General features: G+C 68.0%; 26 protein-coding genes. 19 read left to right on the top strand and 7 right to left on the bottom strand.

What is annotated here, in order from left to right; genetic code table 11:
- Nucleotides 1-248 precede the first annotated feature (248 nt).
- Nucleotides 249-467 (bottom strand): hypothetical protein, encoded by a 219-nt coding sequence (locus VR44_RS08235; RefSeq protein WP_045946732.1) that lies wholly within the window; start codon nucleotides 465-467, stop codon nucleotides 249-251.
- Nucleotides 468-763: 296 nt separating this feature from the next.
- Here VR44_RS08235 and VR44_RS46340 point away from each other — a divergent pair, with 296 nt between their 5' ends.
- Nucleotides 764-1,561 (top strand): hypothetical protein, encoded by a 798-nt coding sequence (locus VR44_RS46340; RefSeq protein ID WP_157880254.1) that lies wholly within the window; start codon nucleotides 764-766, stop codon nucleotides 1,559-1,561.
- A gap of 202 nt (nucleotides 1,562-1,763) precedes the next feature.
- Here the strand turns inward: VR44_RS46340 and VR44_RS08240 are convergent, their stop codons facing one another.
- Nucleotides 1,764-2,180, bottom strand: a complete 417-nt coding sequence (locus VR44_RS08240; protein ID WP_045946733.1) for a hypothetical protein — start codon at nucleotides 2,178-2,180, stop codon at nucleotides 1,764-1,766.
- Nucleotides 2,181-2,628: 448 nt separating this feature from the next.
- On the opposite strand from VR44_RS08240, the gene VR44_RS08245 reads away from it, so the two are divergent.
- On the top strand, nucleotides 2,629-3,714 hold the full coding sequence (locus tag VR44_RS08245; protein WP_045946734.1) for an SRA domain-containing endonuclease: 1,086 nt from the start codon (nucleotides 2,629-2,631) through the stop codon (nucleotides 3,712-3,714).
- A gap of 38 nt (nucleotides 3,715-3,752) precedes the next feature.
- Here the strand turns inward: VR44_RS08245 and VR44_RS44885 are convergent, their stop codons facing one another.
- The 5 genes from VR44_RS44885 to VR44_RS42355 form a co-directional block, all read right to left on the bottom strand.
- Nucleotides 3,753-4,559, bottom strand: a complete 807-nt coding sequence (locus VR44_RS44885; protein WP_157880255.1) for a DUF6602 domain-containing protein — start codon at nucleotides 4,557-4,559, stop codon at nucleotides 3,753-3,755.
- Nucleotides 4,560-4,669: 110 nt separating this feature from the next.
- Nucleotides 4,670-5,128, bottom strand: a complete 459-nt coding sequence (locus tag VR44_RS48760) for a cytidine/deoxycytidylate deaminase family protein (RefSeq protein ID WP_094191499.1) — start codon at nucleotides 5,126-5,128, stop codon at nucleotides 4,670-4,672.
- Nucleotides 5,112-5,807 carry a RibD family protein gene (locus tag VR44_RS48765; protein WP_045946735.1) on the bottom strand — a complete coding sequence of 232 codons (696 nt, stop codon included), beginning with the start codon at nucleotides 5,805-5,807 and terminating at the stop codon, nucleotides 5,112-5,114. Before VR44_RS48765 ends, VR44_RS48760 begins: the two co-directional genes overlap by 17 nt.
- A gap of 40 nt (nucleotides 5,808-5,847) precedes the next feature.
- Complete coding sequence (locus VR44_RS42350; RefSeq protein ID WP_245691640.1) at nucleotides 5,848-7,290, bottom strand: helix-turn-helix domain-containing protein; 1,443 nt, start codon at nucleotides 7,288-7,290, stop codon at nucleotides 5,848-5,850.
- A 228-nt stretch (nucleotides 7,291-7,518) separates the two neighbouring features.
- Nucleotides 7,519-7,896, bottom strand: a complete 378-nt coding sequence (locus VR44_RS42355; protein WP_052713508.1) for a GntR family transcriptional regulator — start codon at nucleotides 7,894-7,896, stop codon at nucleotides 7,519-7,521.
- Between the two features lie 774 nt (nucleotides 7,897-8,670).
- Here VR44_RS42355 and VR44_RS08270 point away from each other — a divergent pair.
- The 17 genes from VR44_RS08270 (at nucleotide 8,671) to VR44_RS08350 (ending at nucleotide 20,937) form a co-directional block, all read left to right on the top strand.
- On the top strand, nucleotides 8,671-9,141 hold the full coding sequence (locus VR44_RS08270; protein ID WP_045946736.1) for a DUF3307 domain-containing protein: 471 nt from the start codon (nucleotides 8,671-8,673) through the stop codon (nucleotides 9,139-9,141).
- Nucleotides 9,142-9,223: 82 nt separating this feature from the next.
- Nucleotides 9,224-9,520 carry a hypothetical protein gene (locus VR44_RS08275; protein WP_045946737.1) on the top strand — a complete coding sequence of 99 codons (297 nt, stop codon included), beginning with the start codon at nucleotides 9,224-9,226 and terminating at the stop codon, nucleotides 9,518-9,520.
- Entirely contained in the window at nucleotides 9,517-10,116 is a 600-nt protein-coding gene (locus tag VR44_RS08280) for a hypothetical protein (RefSeq protein ID WP_045946738.1), read from the top strand. Before VR44_RS08275 ends, VR44_RS08280 begins: the two co-directional genes overlap by 4 nt.
- Before the next feature lie 68 nt (nucleotides 10,117-10,184).
- Nucleotides 10,185-10,754: a GGDEF domain-containing protein gene (locus VR44_RS08285; protein WP_342669301.1), complete on the top strand. Its 570-nt coding sequence runs from the start codon at nucleotides 10,185-10,187 to the stop codon at nucleotides 10,752-10,754.
- Nucleotides 10,754-11,857: a flagellar biosynthesis protein FlhF gene (locus tag VR44_RS08290; protein ID WP_045946753.1), complete on the top strand. Its 1,104-nt coding sequence runs from the start codon at nucleotides 10,754-10,756 to the stop codon at nucleotides 11,855-11,857. Before VR44_RS08285 ends, VR44_RS08290 begins: the two co-directional genes overlap by 1 nt.
- Nucleotides 11,857-12,252 carry an RRQRL motif-containing zinc-binding protein gene (locus VR44_RS08295; protein WP_045946740.1) on the top strand — a complete coding sequence of 132 codons (396 nt, stop codon included), beginning with the start codon at nucleotides 11,857-11,859 and terminating at the stop codon, nucleotides 12,250-12,252. Before VR44_RS08290 ends, VR44_RS08295 begins: the two co-directional genes overlap by 1 nt.
- Before the next feature lie 130 nt (nucleotides 12,253-12,382).
- Nucleotides 12,383-14,581, top strand: a complete 2,199-nt coding sequence (locus VR44_RS08300) for a cell division protein FtsK (RefSeq protein ID WP_045946741.1) — start codon at nucleotides 12,383-12,385, stop codon at nucleotides 14,579-14,581.
- Nucleotides 14,582-14,720: 139 nt separating this feature from the next.
- Nucleotides 14,721-14,972 (top strand): hypothetical protein, encoded by a 252-nt coding sequence (locus VR44_RS08305; protein WP_045946742.1) that lies wholly within the window; start codon nucleotides 14,721-14,723, stop codon nucleotides 14,970-14,972.
- A gap of 27 nt (nucleotides 14,973-14,999) precedes the next feature.
- Nucleotides 15,000-15,197: a hypothetical protein gene (locus VR44_RS08310; RefSeq protein ID WP_045946743.1), complete on the top strand. Its 198-nt coding sequence runs from the start codon at nucleotides 15,000-15,002 to the stop codon at nucleotides 15,195-15,197.
- Nucleotides 15,198-15,358: 161 nt separating this feature from the next.
- Entirely contained in the window at nucleotides 15,359-15,547 is a 189-nt protein-coding gene (locus tag VR44_RS08315) for a hypothetical protein (protein WP_045946744.1), read from the top strand.
- A gap of 8 nt (nucleotides 15,548-15,555) precedes the next feature.
- Nucleotides 15,556-16,005 carry a hypothetical protein gene (locus tag VR44_RS08320; protein WP_045946745.1) on the top strand — a complete coding sequence of 150 codons (450 nt, stop codon included), beginning with the start codon at nucleotides 15,556-15,558 and terminating at the stop codon, nucleotides 16,003-16,005.
- Between the two features lie 22 nt (nucleotides 16,006-16,027).
- Complete coding sequence (locus VR44_RS08325; RefSeq protein WP_045946746.1) at nucleotides 16,028-16,498, top strand: hypothetical protein; 471 nt, start codon at nucleotides 16,028-16,030, stop codon at nucleotides 16,496-16,498.
- An 84-nt stretch (nucleotides 16,499-16,582) separates the two neighbouring features.
- The gene (locus tag VR44_RS08330) at nucleotides 16,583-17,470 is read left to right on the top strand and encodes a bifunctional DNA primase/polymerase (protein ID WP_045946747.1); all 888 of its coding nucleotides are present in this window, start codon (nucleotides 16,583-16,585) and stop codon (nucleotides 17,468-17,470) included.
- Nucleotides 17,467-17,856: a hypothetical protein gene (locus tag VR44_RS08335; protein WP_211275037.1), complete on the top strand. Its 390-nt coding sequence runs from the start codon at nucleotides 17,467-17,469 to the stop codon at nucleotides 17,854-17,856. The genes VR44_RS08330 and VR44_RS08335 overlap by 4 nt, the downstream gene beginning before the upstream one ends.
- Nucleotides 17,853-19,241 carry a DNA primase family protein gene (locus tag VR44_RS08340; protein ID WP_245691641.1) on the top strand — a complete coding sequence of 463 codons (1,389 nt, stop codon included), beginning with the start codon at nucleotides 17,853-17,855 and terminating at the stop codon, nucleotides 19,239-19,241. The genes VR44_RS08335 and VR44_RS08340 overlap by 4 nt, the downstream gene beginning before the upstream one ends.
- A 113-nt stretch (nucleotides 19,242-19,354) precedes the next feature.
- Nucleotides 19,355-19,597, top strand: coding sequence for a helix-turn-helix domain-containing protein (locus tag VR44_RS08345; protein ID WP_045946748.1), 243 nt, complete (start codon nucleotides 19,355-19,357; stop codon nucleotides 19,595-19,597).
- Between the two features lie 74 nt (nucleotides 19,598-19,671).
- Complete coding sequence (locus VR44_RS08350; RefSeq protein ID WP_045946749.1) at nucleotides 19,672-20,937, top strand: tyrosine-type recombinase/integrase; 1,266 nt, start codon at nucleotides 19,672-19,674, stop codon at nucleotides 20,935-20,937.
- Nucleotides 20,938-21,016: the final 79 nt, after the last annotated feature.

Raw genomic sequence — 21,016 nt, forward strand, 5'->3', positions numbered from 1 at the left:
GACCTCCGAGCGGTACTCCTCCCACTCCTGCTTCTTGTTGCGGAGGAAGTCATGCGAGGCACCGATGATCTGTGGCCTCTCCTGCAACGTCGCAACTGGCGGGGGTTTTGAAGGTCAGGCTCGGTCGACGTTGGTCACCCTGGGCCGCCCTCTGACGGCCCAGGGACGGCCCCAAGGGAACGCCCTTCAGTCTTCCTGCATTAGTCGAACATGGGCTGCCGAGCTCATCGTCACTTGCCCTCAGGCGGTCAGCAGTCTGCTCCCTGAGGGCCTTCGACAACGAAGCGGCAGGCCGCCAGCCCAAGCGGCGCGAGCCCAAGGAACGTGGCTCCGGCGCCTCCCAGGACCAGCTTGACCTCAACCCCCACCAGGAAGAGGACGAAGCCGGCGCCAATCGCCACCGACAGACTCGCCAGCAGAACGATCGCAAGCCAAACGCCCCGACCCGCCGCTGTGTTGATGCTCATGCACCCCTCCTTCCCGGTGCTGCTGGGCACCGGGCTCGCCATCTAAAGCGGCCCACCCGGGCCGCTAAGCCGAAGGTGACAGAGACAAATCAGCAGGTCAAAGCACCTCTAGACCCTTCCTGCTGGTGAAGTGAGTGTCTCCTGATGGACAGATGGCGCTGCACTGCGGTAGATACTGCGTAGTTGCTCAGTAGCCCGTAGACGCTGCTGAAGGAAAGGGAGGAACTGCCCATGTACAGCAGCGAACCCCTGGCACTGCTGAACCCCCGGTCTCTCCTGCAAGAAGGTAAGGAACCTTGCTGACGCCCGAGCAACTCATCGCCACCGAAGCACTAAACAAGGCTGTGGATAAGGCGCTGCGTCACGGCCGCGTGTCCTTCGCCCCCAGCTTCGTCAGGTCACGGGAGGCGAGCACCCTCCCTCCTCTTGCCAGGCTGATCCGAGGCGGGCGAGGAGGCGAGGTGCGGCTGAAGCTCTACCTGTGCATGGTGATGATGGCCACCGCCGAGCCGTTCGACATCAAGCGCCCTCCGACACCGCAAACCTGGTGCCGGCGCCTGGCATTGCCTGCAGATTCGGGCCCCCGCCGAGTCACCAGCAATATGAAATGGCTCGCAGAGAATGGCTTCATTGAACTTGGCCCCCGGCGCGGCTACGCCCCTCCCACTATCCAGCTCCTACCTCTTGACGGAGAGGGTGAGGCTTTCGAGCGCGCCAGCCTCAAGGGAAGGTACGTAGGAATACCAATCGAGTTTTGGCGAAACGGCTGGCTTCTAGCCCTCAACGCGACCACGATCGCCCTACTTTTCGCACTTCTCGAATCCCAAGGAGGGCACTCGGAGCCTCGGTACGTACCGAGGCAACGGCGTGAATCCTACGGGTTCTCACACAACACGTGGACTGAGGCTCGCAAGCACCTTGAAAGTCACGGGCTTCTCGCCGTGACTCGCACACCGCAAGGCAGCGACTTCGACTATCAAAGGCTACGCAATTCCTACTGGATTAACGAGTCGCGATTCTCCGAAATGCCCGGATCGCCATCCGGATCGAACCCCACAGCGACAGAGAAGGACGAGTGGAACCCCTTCGGGTGATTCTGGAACCTGAAGCTAGGAAGAGCCACGATCACAGAAGTCATGGCCCTCTCGACGCACCAACAGGCCCCTATCCAGCACCCGTCAGAGCGGTACCTGAAGGACCATAGCTGATAGTTGCCGGTTACCCCAGCCGCCCTCCCGCAACCCTGGCACGGCCCGGAAATCCCTGCCGGCGATCCACGGGCAAGAAGGAGCCTCTTCAGGCAGCCTGCCCATTCCAATCATCCAAGTGATCTCGGGCGACATCCAAAAATGCGACCAAGGCGTTGGTTGCCGCACCCAGACTTGCCTGCACCTCGGCGTGCCGGACGATCGGGCGGTCCGTGATAATCGTCAACGGGATGTCCGGGTGATCCACTGGAATGAAGCTGCTCTGCGTGAGACTCACATACTCGGCAAGATCGGACATGGCATCAGTGCATTTATCCAGCACGCCGTACGCTGCATCAGCGACGATCTTGGGTCCTGCAATGCGAACGCGTACAGCAGCGTCGCCAATTATGTCAGCCAATGCGAGCATCTCTACCTGACCGGGCAGTGTCCCTCTGTCGTCAGAGTCAAAGTTGATATTGTAGCTCCGGACAGCATTGGACATGTCTTGCGCACCGCTGATCATGGCGCGTACGGAGGTAGCGAATCCGTGACAAGCTTCCATTCGCGTCTCACGCACAGCCTTGCCATAAGCGTCTGCACCAGTCCGAGCAGCCGCGCCGACAGCTCCGCGGCTGGAGAGCCTCGCGGCAAGGAATGATCCAACCACCCCAAGGAGAGCGCCGGCGACGGCTGCCGCCGCCGCGATCCACGCCGTAGCAGTGTCGTCTGCCGCTAAGTATGAGTAGGGCATGCGGACCATGATCGGCGCATCCACCTGACCAGCGCAGTGGAATCCCGAAAGAGCCAGCAGATAGCTTGCCTAGACTCACACTCCTTCAGTGAGCTCCACCCAGACGCTCGGGCACAACCGTCCGGGGGCGACCGAGGCCCGGCTCGCGGAACTCTTCCTTCCGAGCCACGAGTTGGACAGACCACTAGGGCTTGTCGGTGGAGCCGTCTAGGCTCTGAGCATGACGAATGAGGGCCAGCCGATCGAACCGGGCCACATCTACACCCGCGCTGAGATCCGCAGGGTGTTCGGGGGAAGCCCGTACGGAGGCATCTGCCCGTCGACAACCTCGCCGAGCGTGGTTCTCTACTCCGACCCATCAGTCGGCGAAGCGTTTGGCTACCACGATGGCTGGCTGGGCGAAGCAGACGCAGGCGGGCCGATCTTCGAGTACACAGGCGCTGGGCTCTCGGGCGATCAAGGGTTCGCCGGCGCTGGTGGAGCCGGCAACGCGGCCGTGTTGCGCCACGAGCAGAGCGGGCGAGCCCTGCACTTGTTCGTGCGTCACGGAAAGGTGGAGGGCACGAGCACGAAGACACACCGATACGTCGGGCGCTTCACCCTTGATTCCGTCCAGCCGTTCGTGCCGCGGCAGGGCAAGGGCGCGGACGGGCAGCTTCGGACTGCCATCGTGTTCCGCCTCCGGCCGATCGATAGCGTGGAGCCTTCGCCAGCTGATGACTTGGAGCCAGCGCCGAGCACCTCAGCCGAGTTCGTACCTCGCGCCATTACCGTCGAAATGCTCCAGGCTGCGGCCGTGACGAGAACAGTCCTCACTACACACTCGATGGGCTCAATGTCAGGGCAGAGCCTGGCGGCCGCCGCAAGAGGCAAGCTTGTTGGCGTCGAAGCGTTCAAGACGCCGAAGGCCACGCGGTCTGCCGTTCCAGAGACCGTGATCCTCCGCAATGAAGCTCTTCTCGTGGATCGCTACGTCGCCCATCTCGAAGCACGAAATCACGTGATCGGCGCATTCCAGATCAGGGTGAAGGGCGCAACCTCCACTCTGCGAACGGATCTATACGACGCGACCGACCATGTTCTTTATGAGGCCAAGGGGTCAGTTTCCCGCATAAACGCAAGGATGGCCATGGGGCAGCTGCTTGACTACCGGCGCCACGTGAGGACCGAACAGCATCCTTACCCGCCGAAATGCGCAATCCTGCTCCCGGAAGCCCCCGACGAGGACATTGCCAATTACTTCCTAAGTCACGACATCTCAATTGTGCATGCCGTGAACGGCGGAGGATTCGTCAGCATCATATAAAGCAAGTCCCGCCCACCTCAGGTGAGCGGGTCTTCACTCTAAGAAAAATCCCATTTCCTGCTGAACGTCCCAAGCATGCCACTGCCCGCGTAAGGAATCAGGTCCAACGGCTTCATCCAGGCTTCAGAGAAATGCACATTTAGATGTAGCGCGAGAGGGAGCAGGAGATCCTGATCCTTCCATACGTCAATTTGGGCAAGCGAGACTCCACTGTAAGGGGAACGCTCAAGCAAGCCCAGCGGGCTCACCCACTGAAGATGCCCCTTCCCGAGGACCCACACACTATCCGGCCAGTCCATCGGCGCTCGCGAAGAGCACCATTCCATTAGGTGGTTCCCGAGGGTCTCCAGGCTAAGCCCCTCATAGGCCACAATTATCCCAGACGTGGGATAATGATCGTAGGTATTTCCGTACGCCGAGGTGGTGCGGCGAATTGGGCCAGTCTCGGGCCGGTAGGCGGCTTTCGGTAGGCGCCGTGCAGCACTGATCTTCTCGCACGCATCGATCAGGTCCGCCTTGTCCAGCCTGGTCTTTACCTCAATTACACCGTACACACACTCATTAGGAAGGATTCGATACCCTTCCAGGGTGGTAAAAGGTGGGGCGCCCCTATCAACGACCACAATGTCGCCCTGGCGCGAGGTTTCCCCCGTAACCGAGATGATTTCAGCATTATGAATGGCCTCGACGTGCGCCGGCAGATAATTTGCGAGAAATTTCGTAACGAGAACTTCACGGGAAGTCCCAGCCTCGCCACTGTGCTTAAATTCTCGCGACTGTTCAAAGTCGGCGCGCATCTGCTTGGCGACCGAACTGAGGATTCTGCCGAGTTTTTCCTGAGTCACGCCTAGATCGTAAGTCAGCTACGCCCGATTAGGGTAGGCGTTTGCGCGAGCGCCTTCGCGGCAGCCCGGACAGCCTGGATCGAAGCAACCCGGCTGTCACCGGCAAAATCTCATTGGGAACCGAATAGGTGGGAGTTCACCGCCCGGGCCATGTCGGCGAGCTCCAGCAGTTCCAGGACCTCGGTGCCGGCCTCGCGGAGGGTCTCCACTCCCACGCAGTCGGCCACCAGAAGACTCGGCTCCCGCCACGCGATGACTACTCGGCGGATTGGGGAGCGGAGGATCAGTTGGGTGCATGTGAGGGGGCGGGAGCGGCGTTCCGAGCAGGGTTCCAGGGTGCTGTAGATGGTGGCGCCGGCCAAGCGCGGGTCGTCCGCCGGAAGCTTGGACAGGGCCGATTCCTCGGCGTGGACGTGGGCGTCCGTCTCGCGCGAGTAGCCGTGGGCCAGTTCCTCGCCGTCGGCGCTCACGATGATGGCGCCGACCGAGAACGCGCCTTCTGCCGGCGGGCACTTGCGGGAGAGCTCGATGGCTCGCTCCATCCAGGTCACATCATCTGCGTGCTTCACGCGGTCCCTCCTGCTTGGGCAGGTAGCGGAGCAGGACCACGTCGCCGATGGTGGTGGCCTCGGCGAGGCGCATCCGGCGGGTGGAGCCGCCCGGGTAGCTGGCGGGGTTCAGGAAGCGGGGGGCGCCGGGGTCGCCGACGACCAGGGGGGCGATGGCGAGGTGGATCTCGTCGGCCAGGCCCTGGGAGAGGAACGCCGTGTGGATCTGGCCTCCGCCCTCCACCATCAGCCGCTCTATACCGCGAGCGCCGAGGTCGTCCAGCAGGGCGCCGAAGTCGATGGTCGGGCCTGTGGAGACCACATCTGCGAGGCCAGCGAGCGTCTCTTGGAGCTTCTCCTCGCCCGCGTCTGTGGTGTAGGCGAGCTTGTCCCCGCCGTGGTGCCAGAACTTCAGGTCGGCGTCCAGGTCCCCGCTCGCTGAGATGGTCACCTTGAGCGGGTAGGCGGGCTTCCCCGCGGCCACCCGGGCCTCGCGTCGCTCCTCGCTGTTGACCAGCAGTCGGGGGTTGTCAGACCGCATCGTGCCGGCGCCGATCAGGATGGCGTCGGACTCAGCGCGCACCTGGTCTACGCGGTCAAAGTCCTCGCTGTTGCTCAGCAGGAGCCGCGTCGTGCTGGTGTCATCGATGTAGCCGTCCACGGATGTGGCCACGCTCAGCAGGACGTACGGGCGGGGCATCGGGTCTCCTTCGTTGCTGGTCGGTGCTGAGGGGGTCAGGTCAGGCCTGGCGGAGTACGGCGTCGGTCAGCGCGTCTCTGAAGTCGCTCACGCCAGGGACCGTACGCCATTGATCAAGAATGCCGTCGAGCTGGGCCAGCTCCCGAGAGATCCGGTCCGAGCCGGTCTCCTTCGCAATGCTGAGGGCTTGCAGGCCGACGACCGCCGCCCGCTCCGCCTCCCCCGCCCTTGCCAGGGAGACGGCCTCCCGGCCCAGGTAGACACCGCGGTCGCGGTGGTAGCCGGCGGGCAGTCGGCTGATGGCGTTCCGGAAGCCCTCGGCCGCCGCTCGGTGGTCGCCCAGTGCCGCGAGGCTGTGCGCCCGTTGTACGTCGATGTATGCCGCGTCCAGCCACACGCCCCACGGGGAACTGGGATCCGGGTCCATGATGGCGTGGAGCTCCAGGGCGTGTTCGTACGCACGCTGAGCCGACAGCGGGTCGTTCCTCAGGGCGTGCCCGTGTGCCCCGTACGTCGCAGCCACGGCGGCCAGGCGGCTTCGCGGAACGGCGCGGTCTTCCGCCGCTTCCGCTACGTCCACCGCCTCGATCGGGTCGTTCATGTCTCCGGCGAGCTGGCTGCGGCGCGCCAGGATATACGTGGTGAGCTCGTCGTCTCCCGCCATGTGCGAGGCCTCCAAGGCCTCCCGCATCCAGTGCTGGGCAGCGCGGAAGTCCCCAAGGTCCTGGTAGAGCCAGCCGCACAGTTCGGAGTACTGGGTCTGAAGCTGGAGGAGCTGCCGGCGGTCGGTTCCGCGGCGGTCCACCCGTAGTTCCTTGATGGCGGCGATCTGCTGCTGGACAGTTGGTATCACTCGATGCGGCCCGAACAGGTTGTCGTTGTCGATCAACACCCTTCGGGTGGCCTGGAGGAGCTCGATCGGGTCGGCCCCGGACGCGACGAGATCCGCGCGAGGGGCGGGAGCCGCTGCCGCCGAGAGGTTGGGGGTTGCGGCTATCGCCGCGCCTGCGCCGAGCGCGCCAATCAGAGCCCTTCGGGACAGCGACACGAAGATGATCCTTCCGTCATCGGAACGTACGGGGACTGACATCCCCTCCTCCGACGGTGCCTGAATTTCCGATTCCCCAGCCAGGGCCACAGAGGCTTTGGCCACATGAGGCCCTCGATTAGCCACATCCCCCTTGGGGAGGGCCTCAAGGCTGACTCCTTCGAGGATCGAGGTGTGGAGCCGGACGAGCGACCCGCTCGCCCCGAGAGCATCGTCGTACGCCCGGACCAAATCGGCGGATGCGGCTTGGCCTCCACGCTCGACGCGGGCCATGTAGCTGGCGTTGAACAGGATGGTTCCGCTGAGCTTGCCCAGCGATAAGCCCCGGTGCGTGCGCCAGGCACGCATCTCGGCGCCGAGGTAGTGCTGAGGGCTTGCATGCGGTGTCAGATCATTCGGACGCTGGCCCACTCCATCCCCCCTCATGCGGCCCATGTGGCCACCCGTGGGCGGCCACATGACAGGTCTGCCGAACAGTCAATTGCCCTCGCTACAAAGGATGCAGAGGGGCGGCGACCAGCCTAGCGACGCAGGTCGGAGCCCTCCATCCGATGCTGACGAAGGGGCGGGATTGTGACAACGGCAGCGGCTCGGCAGCTCGTGAATCAGAGCGCGCAGCGCTCGCTCGGCGACTACCCCGTTGGGGCGGACGCCGGCCGGACATCACTTCTCCTCCAGCTCCACTACTCGCTCACGGAGTTCGACCACTTCGCTCTGAAGTCGAGCGACCTGCTCGCGAAGCTCTGCGATCGCGACCTCGGGGCCGACGAGCCTGGCACTGTCCGAAGCCGCAGCCGTCAGGAACGCCCCCTTGCCCTGGTGGCTCACCACGAGGCCGTCCGTCTTGAGCTGACGGATGGCGTCACGCGCCACGGTCACGGTGACGCCGTACGTCGCCTGGAGGTCCGCCAAGGACGGCAGCTTGCCGGATTCGGCGAACTCGCCGGCCGCGATCCTCCCCCGCAGCTGCTCCGCAACCTGCTGGTAGGCGGGCTTGCCCGTCCACTCGACCATCTGCACCTCAAGTTTCTTCGCGGTCACTGCCTCAGTGTGCCCAAGCGGCACAGGTAGGACCAGCGCTCGCCCCGCCCTTACGTCGAGGAGGCTTGCGCAACTCTGCCTCACAGTGCACTCTGAGGCAGAGCCAAGCTTCGATCTGAAGCCAGGCCCAATCGGCCGCAGCTGCCTGGAGTGCAGCCACGATCGAGCCCGCATTGCCGTGGCCGGAGGGCCCTCGAAAGGGGTCTGAGGGAAGCACTGGTTCCTTGAGAACTGAACAGCGTGCCAAGTGAGACGAGACGGGGCGTGATCCCCGTCCCCATGGCGACGGGTTGTCGCCGGCGGCCACTTATTCCGCGTCCTGGCTCTGGAGAACACCCCCTCGGGGTGCCACCCGGTACGCGCCGCCCTGCTGGCGTCAGAGCAGTGATGATGACGCGCCCGATTCCCCGGCTCGGGACCGGAGCGCCGTGGCAACGGTGCGCTGGTGAAGCCTCGCCCCTCCGGCTTGGAGGTTGCTGTGTTCTTTCGACATCTGTGGGCGCCGGCCGTACTGGACCGGTACGACCGGCCACGCCCTTCGCGTCACCGCACGACCGCTGTGCGAGTCGGCTCCGGACTTCGTCGTCCGGCCCCGCTCGCACGGCCCTTCCACCCTTCCGAAGCGCTGACTGCGCTCCGGCCGGTTGCCTCCTCCGCCCGTCACGTACGGGCGGGGTCGAGGGGAGCCGCGATTCGGGCTTCACCGCCAGGGCTGGGACGCCTCTCGCCGCGACCGCCCTCGCCACCACTTCCCTTCGGTACCGAGGAGTTCCTGTGAATGCTGCAACCTTCGCCGCCGTATTCGCCGCCCTGTACGTCGCACACAGCGTCGGGGATCACTGGGTGCAGACCTCCCGCCAGTCGGCCGACAAGGGCAAGGCCGGATGGACCGGCCGCCTGGCCGATGCCCGCCACGTCGCCACCCTGACCGCCACCAAGCTCGCCTTACTGCTCCCCGTCGCGTTGCTGCTCGGCCTGGAGCTCTCGGTCCTGGGCCTGGCGGTCGGGCTGGGAGTGGATGCGGTGACGCACTGGTGGGCCGACCGCCGCAGCACCCTCGCCTGGCTGGCCAAGGTCGCCGGCCAGACGGAGTTCTACCAGCTCGGCACGGGTGCTCACCCGCTGCACCCGGTCACTGCCGAGGGCACGCCCGCGACCCACCTCGGCACCGGCGCTTACGCCCTCGACCAGTCCTTCCACCACCTGTGGCTGCTGGTCGCGGCCCTGCTCATCACCACCGTCTGAGCTGCTCCACCCCCGGGCGGTCGCCTCTCGCCAAAGACCGCGACCGCCACGGGCCGTCCCTTCGACATCAGGAGAGAGCACCATGCGCATTTTCATCGGCGGCCACGAGGCCGTCAGCACCGACGAGTTCATCGAACTGGCCCTCGGCACGCCGCTGGAGCTGTGGCTCGGGGTGGAGGGCGAGAGCGAGGAGGAGCGCGCAGCCCGCCTGGACGCGGCCCGCGACATCCTCGCCGAGTACCCGAACCTCCCCGATGACGTGAGCCGGGTCGCCGCCCAGGTGATCGCGGCCAACGCTCCCGAGCTGTTCAACATCGTTCCGCTCCCGCCCCGCGCCACCGCCCGCCGGCGCAACAGCAAGGGGCGGGTGGCGGCATGAACTCCCAGACGCCCCAGCCGGAGCACCTGCTCGACCACCTCGGCGAGCCGCTGCCGGTGGTGGCCATGCCGACCCTGACCCACGAGCAGGCGCGCCTGGGTCTGGCCTTCCACGAGGCCGGACACGCCGTTCTGTCCATGGCCTACGGCATGCGGGTCATCCACAGCCAGGTCATCGCCTGGCAGACCGCCGACGGGACCATGGCTGTCACGGGCAACACCCGGCACGTCGCCGCCGGAGTGTCGCCCTGGCGGTACGCCGCCCAGTGCGCCGCCGGCGAGCTGGCCCACGTCCGCTACCTGAAGCAGGACGGGCTGTGGACGCCCGAGCTGGAGGCGGGTTGCGTGGCCTTACACGACCGCGAGCTGGCCATCGACGTCCTCGCCCAGTTCGGCTACCACCTGGGCCGGGGGCACACCCCGCGCGGCGGCAAGTCCTGGCCCACCATCCAGGCCGTTGCGAACCGAACGGTCGCGCTGCTGTGGCCGCACATCACCACGGTCGCCCACGCCATGGACCAGCGGACGAAGCTGACCGGGGGCGAGATCGCCGACCTGACGGGCCTGACCAACCCCGACCTCGGGGGTGCGGCGTGAGCCACACCATGACGGCCCTGTCCGCGGCACTCCCGCTCGTATCCGGATGGTCGGTTCACAGTCTGTGGATGCGGCGCCGAATCGAAACCGCCCGCCGCGACCCGCTCACCGGCCTGTGGACTCGGGCCCCCTTCGAGCAGAGGGCCCGCAAGAGCCTGTCGCAGCAGTGCCAGCGCGCCGTCCTCGTCTTGGACCTCAACCGGTTCAAGGAGATCAACGACACGCTCGGCCACGCCGCCGGTGACGCGGTCATCCGCGCGACCGGGCAGCGCCTTGGCCTGTGGGCCGAGGAACACGCCGGGATCTCCGGGCGCCTGGGCGGGGACGAGTTCGCCGTCGTCATCCCCGGCTACGGCATCGACAAGCTGCGCAGCGACCTGGTCATGCTGACCGGGCGGCTGGACCAGCCAGTGCCGTTCGAGGGCCGCTCCATCGAGGTGCACACCTCGATCGGCGCCGCCTACCACCGCGCCGGCACCGACCTGTCCACCCTGCTGCGCCGTGCGGACGAGCAGATGTACAAGGCCAAGCAGCGCGGTGGGGGCTGGCGCATCACGCATCGCCTGACCGTCCAGGAAACGTCCACGGTCAACGGTCGCCGGGCCGGCCGCCGCGGCACCACCGGGGAGGCAACGTGATGCCAGACCGCAGGTCCTTGACCAAGGTGCAGAAGGTCGTCCTCACGGCTGCCTTCCTGCCCATGCTCGCCACTGGCATCGCCGGCGGCGCGGGAACGTTCAGCAACATCAGCCGCGCCTACGGCTCGGGTACGGCACTCGGCGCGGTGGCGGCCGGCGAGGGCGCGACCGCCGTTCTGGCGCTGGTGCTGCTCGGGCTGACCATGCTGGGGCAGTCCTCCCCCGGCATCATCCGGACGGGATTGTGGGCTCTTCCCACTGCCGCGTCAGTCATGGCCGCCATGGCCGCCGATGATCCAGGTCGCACCGTGATCTATGCCGTGACGCCGATGGGCATGTGCGTGTCGGCGGAGGGCATGGCGTTCCTCGCCCGGCGGATCGTGGTCCACCAGGACGGCCACGACGTCGAGGCCGAAGCAAAGGCCGCGGCTGTGGTGCGGGCGCTGGCGTACCACCGGGCCCGTGCGGCGAACCACCCTCAGTCGTGGGTGCGGAAGTCGTCGGACCGAACCTCATGGCGGCTGGCCCGCAGAGTCGGGCTGGGGGACGCCTCGTTGGGCGCCCGACTCCTGGACGTCCAACGCGACCGTCTGACCAGCGGTGCGGACGCCGCCCTCGCCGTCATGTTCACCACTCCCGCAAACCTGCATGAAACGGTGGAGTTCACCGTAAATCGGTTGAGGTCTGACCTGCACGAGTCGACCGCCGAGCCCCCGGCCGCCGCTGCCGAACTACCCTTGCCCAAGTTGGCCGACCCGGTTCCGATCATCGAACCTGCGGAGCCGACAGAGGCGGTTCCGGCAGTCGAGCCGGTAGAGCCGCCTGATGCGGCTCCGGTGAAGTCGGCCGCCGCGTTGAAGTCCGTACCGCGTAGGGCGACCGGTCGAGTGCCTCAGTCGGCCCGCACTCCCCGACCGACTCGCACCCCGGACGAACTCCTCGCCGAGGCACGGAAGGCCACAGCCGGCTGGTCCGACGACGAGCTGACGGCCGAAGCGATCCGCAAGGCAGTCCGTACGTCGTCGGCAAACGGCCGCGCCCTGCGCGACACACTCAAGGCTGAGCGGACTCAGCACCCGACTGGGGCTGAGGCGGCAGCCTGATGGCCGTCCAGCCACGGTTCTGGGACCCGCGTGGGGAACGCTTCGGCATCCCCACGTATCCGTGGAACCTCGCCCCGCTCGGCCTGGCCACCCGCCGTCAGCTCCGCGAGCAGGGGCTCCGGCCGGGTGGCCAGGACGTGGTCGCGCAGGTGCTCTGGCACTCCAACCGCTACCGCCGGCCGGGGACCCCCGGCATTCGCGTGGCCTACCTCTTCGCCATCGACCGGGCCAAGCCCGTACGGCCGATGACGCCCGGACGCCGCGCCGCCCTCGCCGAGGCGATGCGTGCCCGCCGTACCTGCCCCGACTGCCGGCAGGACGCCGGCTACGTCATCCCGACCTCTCTCGGTAGCTGCACTGCGTGCAGCGCCGTCCACGAGCAGCGCGCCGCCTGAACAAGGCACGCAGTCTGCGTGCCCGCCTGCGCAAGGACCGGACTCACCATCAAGGCACGGGCCCGACCGCTCACCTCTCACAGCAGTCGGCCGGGCCCGTCTTACCCCTCGCACTGGAAGGGAAGCACCAGTGAACCACCGCGATGAGCACGACTTCTTCAGGCGGCTCGAAGCCGAGCTGTCCGCCGAATTCCACGCGGACGTTGTTGACCTCGACAAGGCCCGTACCGCCCGCGCCTCGGGGGCCGACTCGTCGGACCACCCCGCCCCGGTCCCCGCCGAGGACGAGTCGGGCGACCCGACGGCCCGACGGCTGGTCGACGGACCCGCGCTCGCCGGACCCGGATACCTGGGCCGCCTGCTCGGCGCGAAGCGGCAGGCGATCGTCCCGCCGTGGCTGCGGTCGACCAAGGAGCTGAAGACGGTCACCCTGTGGGTGGCCCGGCACTACACGCACCTCGCCGGGTATCACGCGCTGCGGTCCCCCGTCTACGCTGCCCGCCTCGCCTTCCAGTCTCCGCGCGGGGCCGCGAAGGTGGTCGGGGGGACGATGCGCTGGCTGATCGACCGCGAGGGCGAGCCGGTCCGCGCGGCGGCCGTCCGCCGTGAGGACGCGATCGAGTACCTGACCCTGTCCCGCCAGCGCGACGGCCGCGTCCGGCTACGCGCCATCATCGCCGGCCTCGCCCTCCTGGTCGGGTCCATCACCGCGCTCGCCGTCTACGTCCTGGCTCCGGGCTGGATCCACGCCCTCTCCGTCAGCGCCCTGATCCTCGCCCTCGGTGCGGCCGGCCGCCGCCCGGATGCGCCGGTCATCAACCGGGCCGTGGAAGTGGCGAAGGCCCCCAAGCTGACCTCGGACATCATCCTGCGCGCCCTCGGCGCCCTCGGCATCGCTCCGATCAACCAGGCGCAGTCCAAGGGCCGTGACGGCTTCACCTTCACCGCTCCCATCACCCGCGACGGCCCCGGCTGGCGTGCCGAGGGAGACCTTCCCTACGGCGTCACCGTCACCGACGTCATCGAGCGCCGCGACAAGCTCGCCTCAGGTCTGCGCCGCCCCCTCGGGTGCGTCTGGCCCGAGGCCGTCCCCGACGAGCACACCGGCCGCCTCGTGCTCTGGGTCGGCGACCAGGACATGTCCACCGCCAAAAAGCCCACCTGGCCGCTCCTGAAGTCCGGCGAGGTGGATCTCTTCCGTCCGGTGGCCTTCGGTACCGACCAGCGCGGACGCTGGGTGGAGATCACCCTCATGTACATCGCGGCCGTCATCGGCGCCATCCCCCGCATGGGCAAGACCTTCCTCCTGCGCCTGCTCCTGCTCATCGCGGCCCTCGACAGCCGCGCTGAGCTGCACACCTACGACCTCAAGGGCACGGGCGACCTCGACCCGGTGGGCGAGAAGGTCTCCCACCGCCACCGCGCCGGAGATGAGGACTCGGACATCGACTACGCCCTCGCCGACCTCCGCGAAGTCCGCGAGGAACTCCGCCGCCGGGCGAAGATGATCCGCTCCCTCCCCCGCGACATCTGCCCCGAGTCGAAGGTGACCTCGGAGCTGGCGAACAAGCCCAAGCTCGGCCTGCACCCGATCGTCATCGGGGTGGACGAGTGCCAGGTCTGGTTCGAGCACCCCAAGCACGGAGCCGAGTTCGAGGAGATCTGCACCGACCTGGTCAAGCGTGGCCCCGCCACTGGCATCGTCCTGCTCCTGGCCACCCAGCGCCCGGACGCCAAGGCCCTGCCCACCGGCATCTCGGCGAACGCCTCAGCCCGGTTTTGCCTGAAGGTCATGGGCCAGCTGGAGAACGACATGGTCCTGGGCACCTCCAGCTACAAGCGGGGCGTGCGGGCCACGATGTTCTCCTGGAAGGACAAGGGCATCCACTACTTCGTGGGTGAGGGAGCGGACGCCCGCATCGTCTCCTCCGTGTACGTGGACGCCCCCACCGCCGAAGCAATCGGCAACCGGGCTCGCGCCGCCCGCGAGGCCGCCGGCACCCTCAGCGGCCACGCCCTCGGCCAGGAGCCCGAGCACGACGAGCGGTCCTCGTACGACCTGCTCTCGGACATCCTCGCCGTCGTCCCCGCCGAGGAGCCCAAGGTCTGGTCCGAGATCGTCGTCTCTCGTCTGGCCGAGCTGCGACCGGACGTCTACAGCGGCTGGGACCCCGAGGGCCTGGCCGCCGCCCTCAAGCCCCACGGCGTCCCCACCGGACAGGTCTGGGGCAAGACCAAGGAGGGCAAGGGCGCAAACCGACGCGGCATCGAGCGCGCCCGGATCACGGGCGCCATTGCTGAGCGTGACGGAAAGCGGGACGCGAGCTAGCCACAGGCCGCCGCTAGGCCTAGCAGCACACCCCGCTAGGTCTAGCGGCACCGCTAGCGCCCCATATACCGCCTGATCAGCCCGCTAGCTCCTAGCGGGCCCGCTCCCGCACGCCCTGAAACCGGCCTAGGAGGCCCCGATGACCCTCTTCCTCACCGCTAGCGCCCTCATCCTGCTGTTCACGCTCAGCTACACCGCGACGTGCGTGGCCTCGCCGTTCGGCAACTGCCGCAAGTGCCGCGGCTTCGGCTACCTCGCGCGGACCGACCGCAAGGGCCGACCCAAGCGCGGCAAGGACTGCCGCCGCTGCCAGGCCACCGGCAAGCGCATCCGTGTCGGCCGCTGGATCTACAACCGCGCCGTCCACATCCACCGCGCCGGCACCCGCTGAACCCACACCCCAAGGGAGCACACCGTCATGGCCCGCGAAAAGTACGCGTTCACCGACAAGGACCCGCACAGCCTCGGCGAACTCGCCCGGGTCCTCTACCTCGGCACCAAGGCCGTCCGCCGCCAGCAGCGCGGCAAGTCCATCAGGGCGATCGAGAACGAGATCGACCGCATCCGCGAGGAGGCCCAGGCCCGCGAGGACGCGCGTAACAAGCGCCGCAGGTAGCCGGAGCGAGTAGGCCGGCGGCCGAACGCCATGCGGCGTATCCCCCCGCCGAGCTGGCGGCAGACCGGCTCGGCCGCCGGCCCTCACTCGAAACCCGGCCTCGAAAGAGCCGGACCGCCACACACCTTATCCGCTCCCAACCCCAAGCAAGGAGAACCCCATTGGCCGTCACCGTCTCCCTCGTCGCCCTCTTCGGACTCGTTCTCTTCTTCCTCCTGCGCTCCCGAACCCTCGGCTACGGCAGCGCCTTCATCGCCGCGATGTTCGGCTTCTTCCTCGCGTCCACCGGCGCCGCCACCCCCATCAACCAGCTCGCCCAGGCCGTCATCCACGCCATCCCCAACCTGTAGGAGGCACGGTGAACCACGACATCACCCGTCGGGAGACCGAAGTCCACCACCCGGTCCCCCTGGCTCCGGCCATCCCGGCGCCGACGGCCGCTCAGCAGCCCCTCGTCGTCCCGGACGTCCAGACGATCCAGCTGCCCGACGGCCGCATCATCACCGGCTACGCCATCAACCCGGCGAAGGCTCCCGAGCCCGTCCGGGAGCGCCGCACCCTCAACCCGGTCGCCGTCAACATCGCCCTCGGCGGCATCGGCTTCGCCGCGGCCTGCGGTGGGCTGATGCTCCTGACCACCTTCATCGCCGCGGTCGCCGCGCTCATCCAGCAGCTCATCATCCTGGCCGCCGTCATCTTCGGCGGCTTCATCGCCACCCAGGTCCTCGGAAACCACGACCGGGGCAACACCGGGACGGTCGTCAACATCCGCCGGGCCGTCTTCAAGCGCAACCACTTCCACCGCTGAAGCCACCCGAACGGAGAAGCACGTGTTCGAGATCCGCGTCATCTGCACCAAGCCCGAGGCCCCCGACATCATCAGGGCCCTGTCGGAGGTGTTCGTCACCGGCCCGGTCCGCCAGCACCCGACCCGGGACAGGGACCGCGTCCGCCTGTACGTCACCGCCGAGCAGGCGGTGAACCGGTGGCCGGCGCCCGAGACCGCGTACGCCAAGGCGCCGAGCATCATCAGCGAGATCGGCTGGACCGCCCGCGGGGCCCGCGATTGCCTCCACGGTGTCCACGTCCGGGAGTTCTGGCTCCGCAAGGCCGCACTGCTGGACCGGATCGCCCTCACCGACGACGACCCCGTCCACGGCGACGCCGCGACCCTCGCCACCGAGGCCGCCCGCCGCCTCATCGACCTCGACGGTGCCCGCGCCCTGGACCACCCGGACAGCACCCGCCAGCCCCGCGGCTACGTCCGGCAGGAGTACGCCGCCTGGATCGGCGGGCAGTAGCTACGCCCGGGGCGGTCGCCTCTCGCCAAAGACCGCGACCGCCCCGGTTCTCCACGCCCTTCGACAGAACTGGAGACCACCAGCATGACCTATAGCGCCCCGCCCGCGCTGCTCTCCCTGGCACTGAACCTCGTCGAAGCCCATGTGCCCGTGCTCCCGCTGAGGAAAGGCAAGCTCCCGTTCGGGAACTGTGCCGCCTGCACCGGTTCGGCGTGTGGGGATCGGCCCCACATGAAAGCCGCCGGCCCCTGCCAGTGCCCTGCCCCCTGCCACGGCTGGGCCGCAGCCACCACCAGCCGCGAGGTCCTCGCCTCTCCTGCCTGGGCTGCCGCATGGCGGCAGGCCGGAGCGGTCGCCTACCACCCCGGTGGCGCCCAGCTCACCGTCGTGGACCTCGACAACGCCAATGCGGTCGCCTGGGCACGCCTGAACCTTCCCCCCACCAAGACGGTCGCGACAATGCGGGGGGAGCACTGGATCTACCAGGGCGCCATGGCCTCTGCCAACAGGGTCCGGCCCGGCGTCGACATCAAGTCCCGCATGCAGTACACCCGCTGGTACGGCCGCGGCACGGGCCCCATCACGGTGCTACCGGACGCCGTCCGCGCCCTCACCGCAAGGGAAGAAGCCACCCCGCCCCGGGCGAGGGTGGCCTCTTCGTCCGGCGGGCGCGCCACGTGGGACCGGTCCGTCGCCACCGGATGCCGTCATACGGAGACCTTCGTCCGCACCGGCCTGGACCGGGGCCTGGCCAAGGTTGCTGCCTGTCGCGAGCAGGGCGCCGGCAGCCAGGCCTACGGCGTGGCACGGTTCCTCGCCGCGCAGCACACCGCGTGCCCGGGACCGTGCGGCCTGGGCACGCTCGCACAGCAGATCATCGACGCCGCCGTGTCGGTCGGCGTACCGCAGGCCTACGCCGAGCGCGCCGTCACCAACGGATTCGCCAGCGCCGGGCTGGTGAGGGCGTCGTGACCATCGGCTCCAGGCCCGCCGAACAGGCCTCGGCCGCCGATCAGGGTGGGGCGCCCAAGGGTGTCGCCCGTCAGGGCGTCCTTTCGGCCCTTCCTCGCTCTGGGCGGTTCGCCGGTGACGCTCAGAGTCGCAGCTTGGAGGACCCGACGCCGGAGCGGCCCGGAATCCGGATCTACGCCGCACCGGTCTACCGCTCTCACTACGACGGCGCCCGCTGGTCCAAGCGCTACGCCGACACCCCCACCGCGGCCTACGCCTGCCGCTGTGGGCAGACCCGTACAGGCACCGGGCAGCGCTCCGTGGCAGCGCTGGTTGCCGAATACAACCAGCACCGCGAGACCTGCCCCCTGCTCACCAGCGCTTCGGAAGGGAGGGAGGCCGCATGAGCCTCGCCGAAGAGCTGCCCGCGCCGTCCAACCCGATGGCGGTTGCCCGCCGGATACTGCCCGGCTGGCAGGACGACGAACAGCGACTGCTGTGTCGTCGCTGGCGCGGGTCGTGGATGAGGTGGAACGGCACCTGCTGGCGGGAGCTGGACGAGCAGCAGATGCGCGCCGGCCTCTACACCCGGCTGGAGCACGCCACGTACACCGCCGGTCTCGACAAGGACGGCAACCCTGAGATCCGAGACTGGGCACCCACCAAAACGAAGCTAAGCAACCTGCTCGACGCCCTCGGCGCAATCACCCTGCTGCCGACGGATGTGGACCCGCCGTCTTGGACCGACCCCGACCAGCCGAACCCGGGCCCGACCGTCGCCTGCCGCAACGGCCTGCTGCGGATCCGCGACCGGTGCCTGCTGGAGCACGGGCCTGGCTTCTTCAATCTCGTCGCCGTCCCTTTCGACTACGACCCCGCCGCCACCGCGCCGAACTGGGAGGGCTTCCTCCGCAGGCTGTGGCCCGACGACCCGGCGTCGGTCGCGGCCCTGCAGGAGTGGTTCGGCTACGTCCTGTCCGGCCGGACCGACCAGCAGAAGATCCTGCTCATGAAGGGCCCGACCCGATCCGGCAAGGGCACCATCGCCCGGGTGATGAAGGAGCTGGTCGGCAAGGAGAACCTCGCCGGGCCGACCCTCTCGGGGTTGGGCACGAACTTCGGCTTGGCCTCGCTGATCGGCAAGCCGCTCGCAGTCATCTCCGATGCGCGCCTGTCGGGCAATGACAACGGAGTGGTGGAGCGACTGCTGACCATCTCCGGCGAGGACACCATCGACATCGATCGCAAGTACCGCGAAGCCTGGACGGGCAAGCTGCCCACCCGGCTGATGATCCTCACGAACGAGCTGCCCAGCTTCGGGGACGCGTCCGGTGTGATCGCCCGCCGTTTCATCGTGCTGAGCATGACCGTGTCCTGGCTCGGCAAAGAGGACACCGGCCTGGACGGCAAGCTCGCCGCCGAGATGCCCGGCATCCTCAACTGGGCCCTGGAGGGGCTCGCTCGCCTGGAGCGGACCGGCCGGATCACACAACCTGCCTCCTCTCAGGAATCCATCACGATCATGCAGGACACCGCATCCCCCACCAGCGCGTTCGTCCGCGAGCGGTGCGCCACGGGGCCCACCTGCCAGGTTCCGGTGGACACGCTGTGGGCCGTCTGGCGGGAGTGGGCCGAAGACAACGGGGTTAAGGCCATCGGCACCAAGCAGGTCTTCGGCCGCAACCTCCTCTCCGTCGTCCCCCAACTCCACCGCACCCGCCCCCGCGACGCCTACGGGCAGCAGGTGCCCACATACACCGGCATCACCCTCAACAAGCCCGAACCGCATTAGCCAGAGACGTGACTCACTGCGACTCAAGCCCCGAAATCCGGCTCTGAGTCGCAGTGAGTCGCGACTCAAAGCAATGTGACTCCGCCTTCAGCCCCGGGACGCCAGGAGCCGACATGGCCAAGCCCCAGACCCCCGACCCGATCACCACCCTCAGGGCGGGACTCCCTGACAGGTACCTCACCCCCGACGACATCGCCGAGCTCTTCGACGTGCCCTTGGAGACCGTCTACGCCTGGCGCAAGAAGCGCACCGGCCCGCCCGGATTCCGGGTGGGCAAGCACGTCCGCTACGACCCCACCGCCGTGCACGCGTGGATCGCCGACCAGATGCGGGCGGACATCAGTCAGGCCGCCTGACATCCATCAGACCCCACGAGGGCGGGCCCACCTGGTCCCGCCCTTTCCCATTCCTTCTGGAAGGTTCCTCCTCAGTGGCAGGGCACATACAAGACCGCTGGTACAAGACGGAGAACGGCCCCGACGGCAAGTCCCGACGGGTCAAGACCGACCGCTACGGCAGCGGCATGCGCTACCGCGCGCGGTACATCGGGCCGGACGGTACGGAGAAGTCGAAGAGCTTTCCCGACAAGCAGAAGCGTCTCGCCGACAAGTGGCTGGCGGAGATCGAGGCGGACATGTCCCGGGGCCAGTACATTGACCCGGCCGCCGGGCGGATCACGTTCCGGGAGTACGGAGAGAAGTGGCTTGCCTCGCTGACGACGGACGTGACCACGCGGTCGTCCGTCGAGGTGCAGATCCGCAAGCACGCGTTCCCGTACCTCGGCCCGCGGCCGCTCGACTCCTTCCGGCCGGAGCACATCCGGGACTGGCTCAGCGAGCTGGAGCAGGTCCTGCCGGTCTCCTCGTACCGGCGCGTCATCTTCGCGAGCGTCTCCGCCGTGCTCGCCGCCGCCGTAGATGACGAGCTGCTGGCGAAGAACCCGTGCAAGGCCCGTACGGTCCGGGCACCCGCTCCGGTCCCTCCCCGGGTCAGGCCGTGGACGCCCGAGCGGCTCTTCGCGGTCCGGGCCGCGCTGCCCAAGCGGTACCAGGCCATGGCGGATGCCGGCGGGGGCCTGGGGCTCCGGCAGGGTGAGATCTTCGGTCTGCCGGATGATCCGGACGACTTCCGGGGTGACTGGCTCCGGGTGGCCAACCAGGTGAAGGTGGCCAACGGGCACCTGGTCTTCGGTCCGCCCAAACGGGAGAAGGAACGGGATGTGCCGCTCCCCCGCCGCATCGCGCAGGTGCTGCGGGAGCACCGCGAGGCCTTCCCGCCGGTGGACGTGACTCTGCCCTGGCTGAAGCCGGACGGGCCCCTCGTCACCAAGCGGCTGCTGTTCTCCCTCCCCGGCGGGGGCGCGGTGCGGCGCACCGACTTCAACACCCGCGTGTGGAAGTTCGCCCTCGTGCAGGCCGGCGTCATTCCGGAGCCGCGGCCGGGTGAGCGCCACCAGGCCGCGCGTGAGCACGGGATGCACGCGCTGCGGCACTTCTACGCGTCCGTGCTGCTGGACTCAGGGGAGAACATCAAGGCGCTGAGCACCTACCTCGGACACGGCGACCCCGGCTTCACGCTCCGGGTCTACACGCACCTGATGCCGAGCAGCCATGAGCGGGCCCTGAGGGCCGTGGACGACGTCTACAGGGCCGCCGATCCGGCGGCCGACGGCCCACAGACGGCCCAGGAGGGGTGAAGCGACTCCGGGCCGGCGGCTGAGTGCCGCCGGCCCGGAGGGTCGTGGTGCTGGGGTGCTGCCGCTGACCTGCGGTTAC

This window comes from Streptomyces katrae (assembly GCF_000966975.1).
Taxonomy (GTDB): domain Bacteria; phylum Actinomycetota; class Actinomycetes; order Streptomycetales; family Streptomycetaceae; genus Streptomyces; species Streptomyces katrae.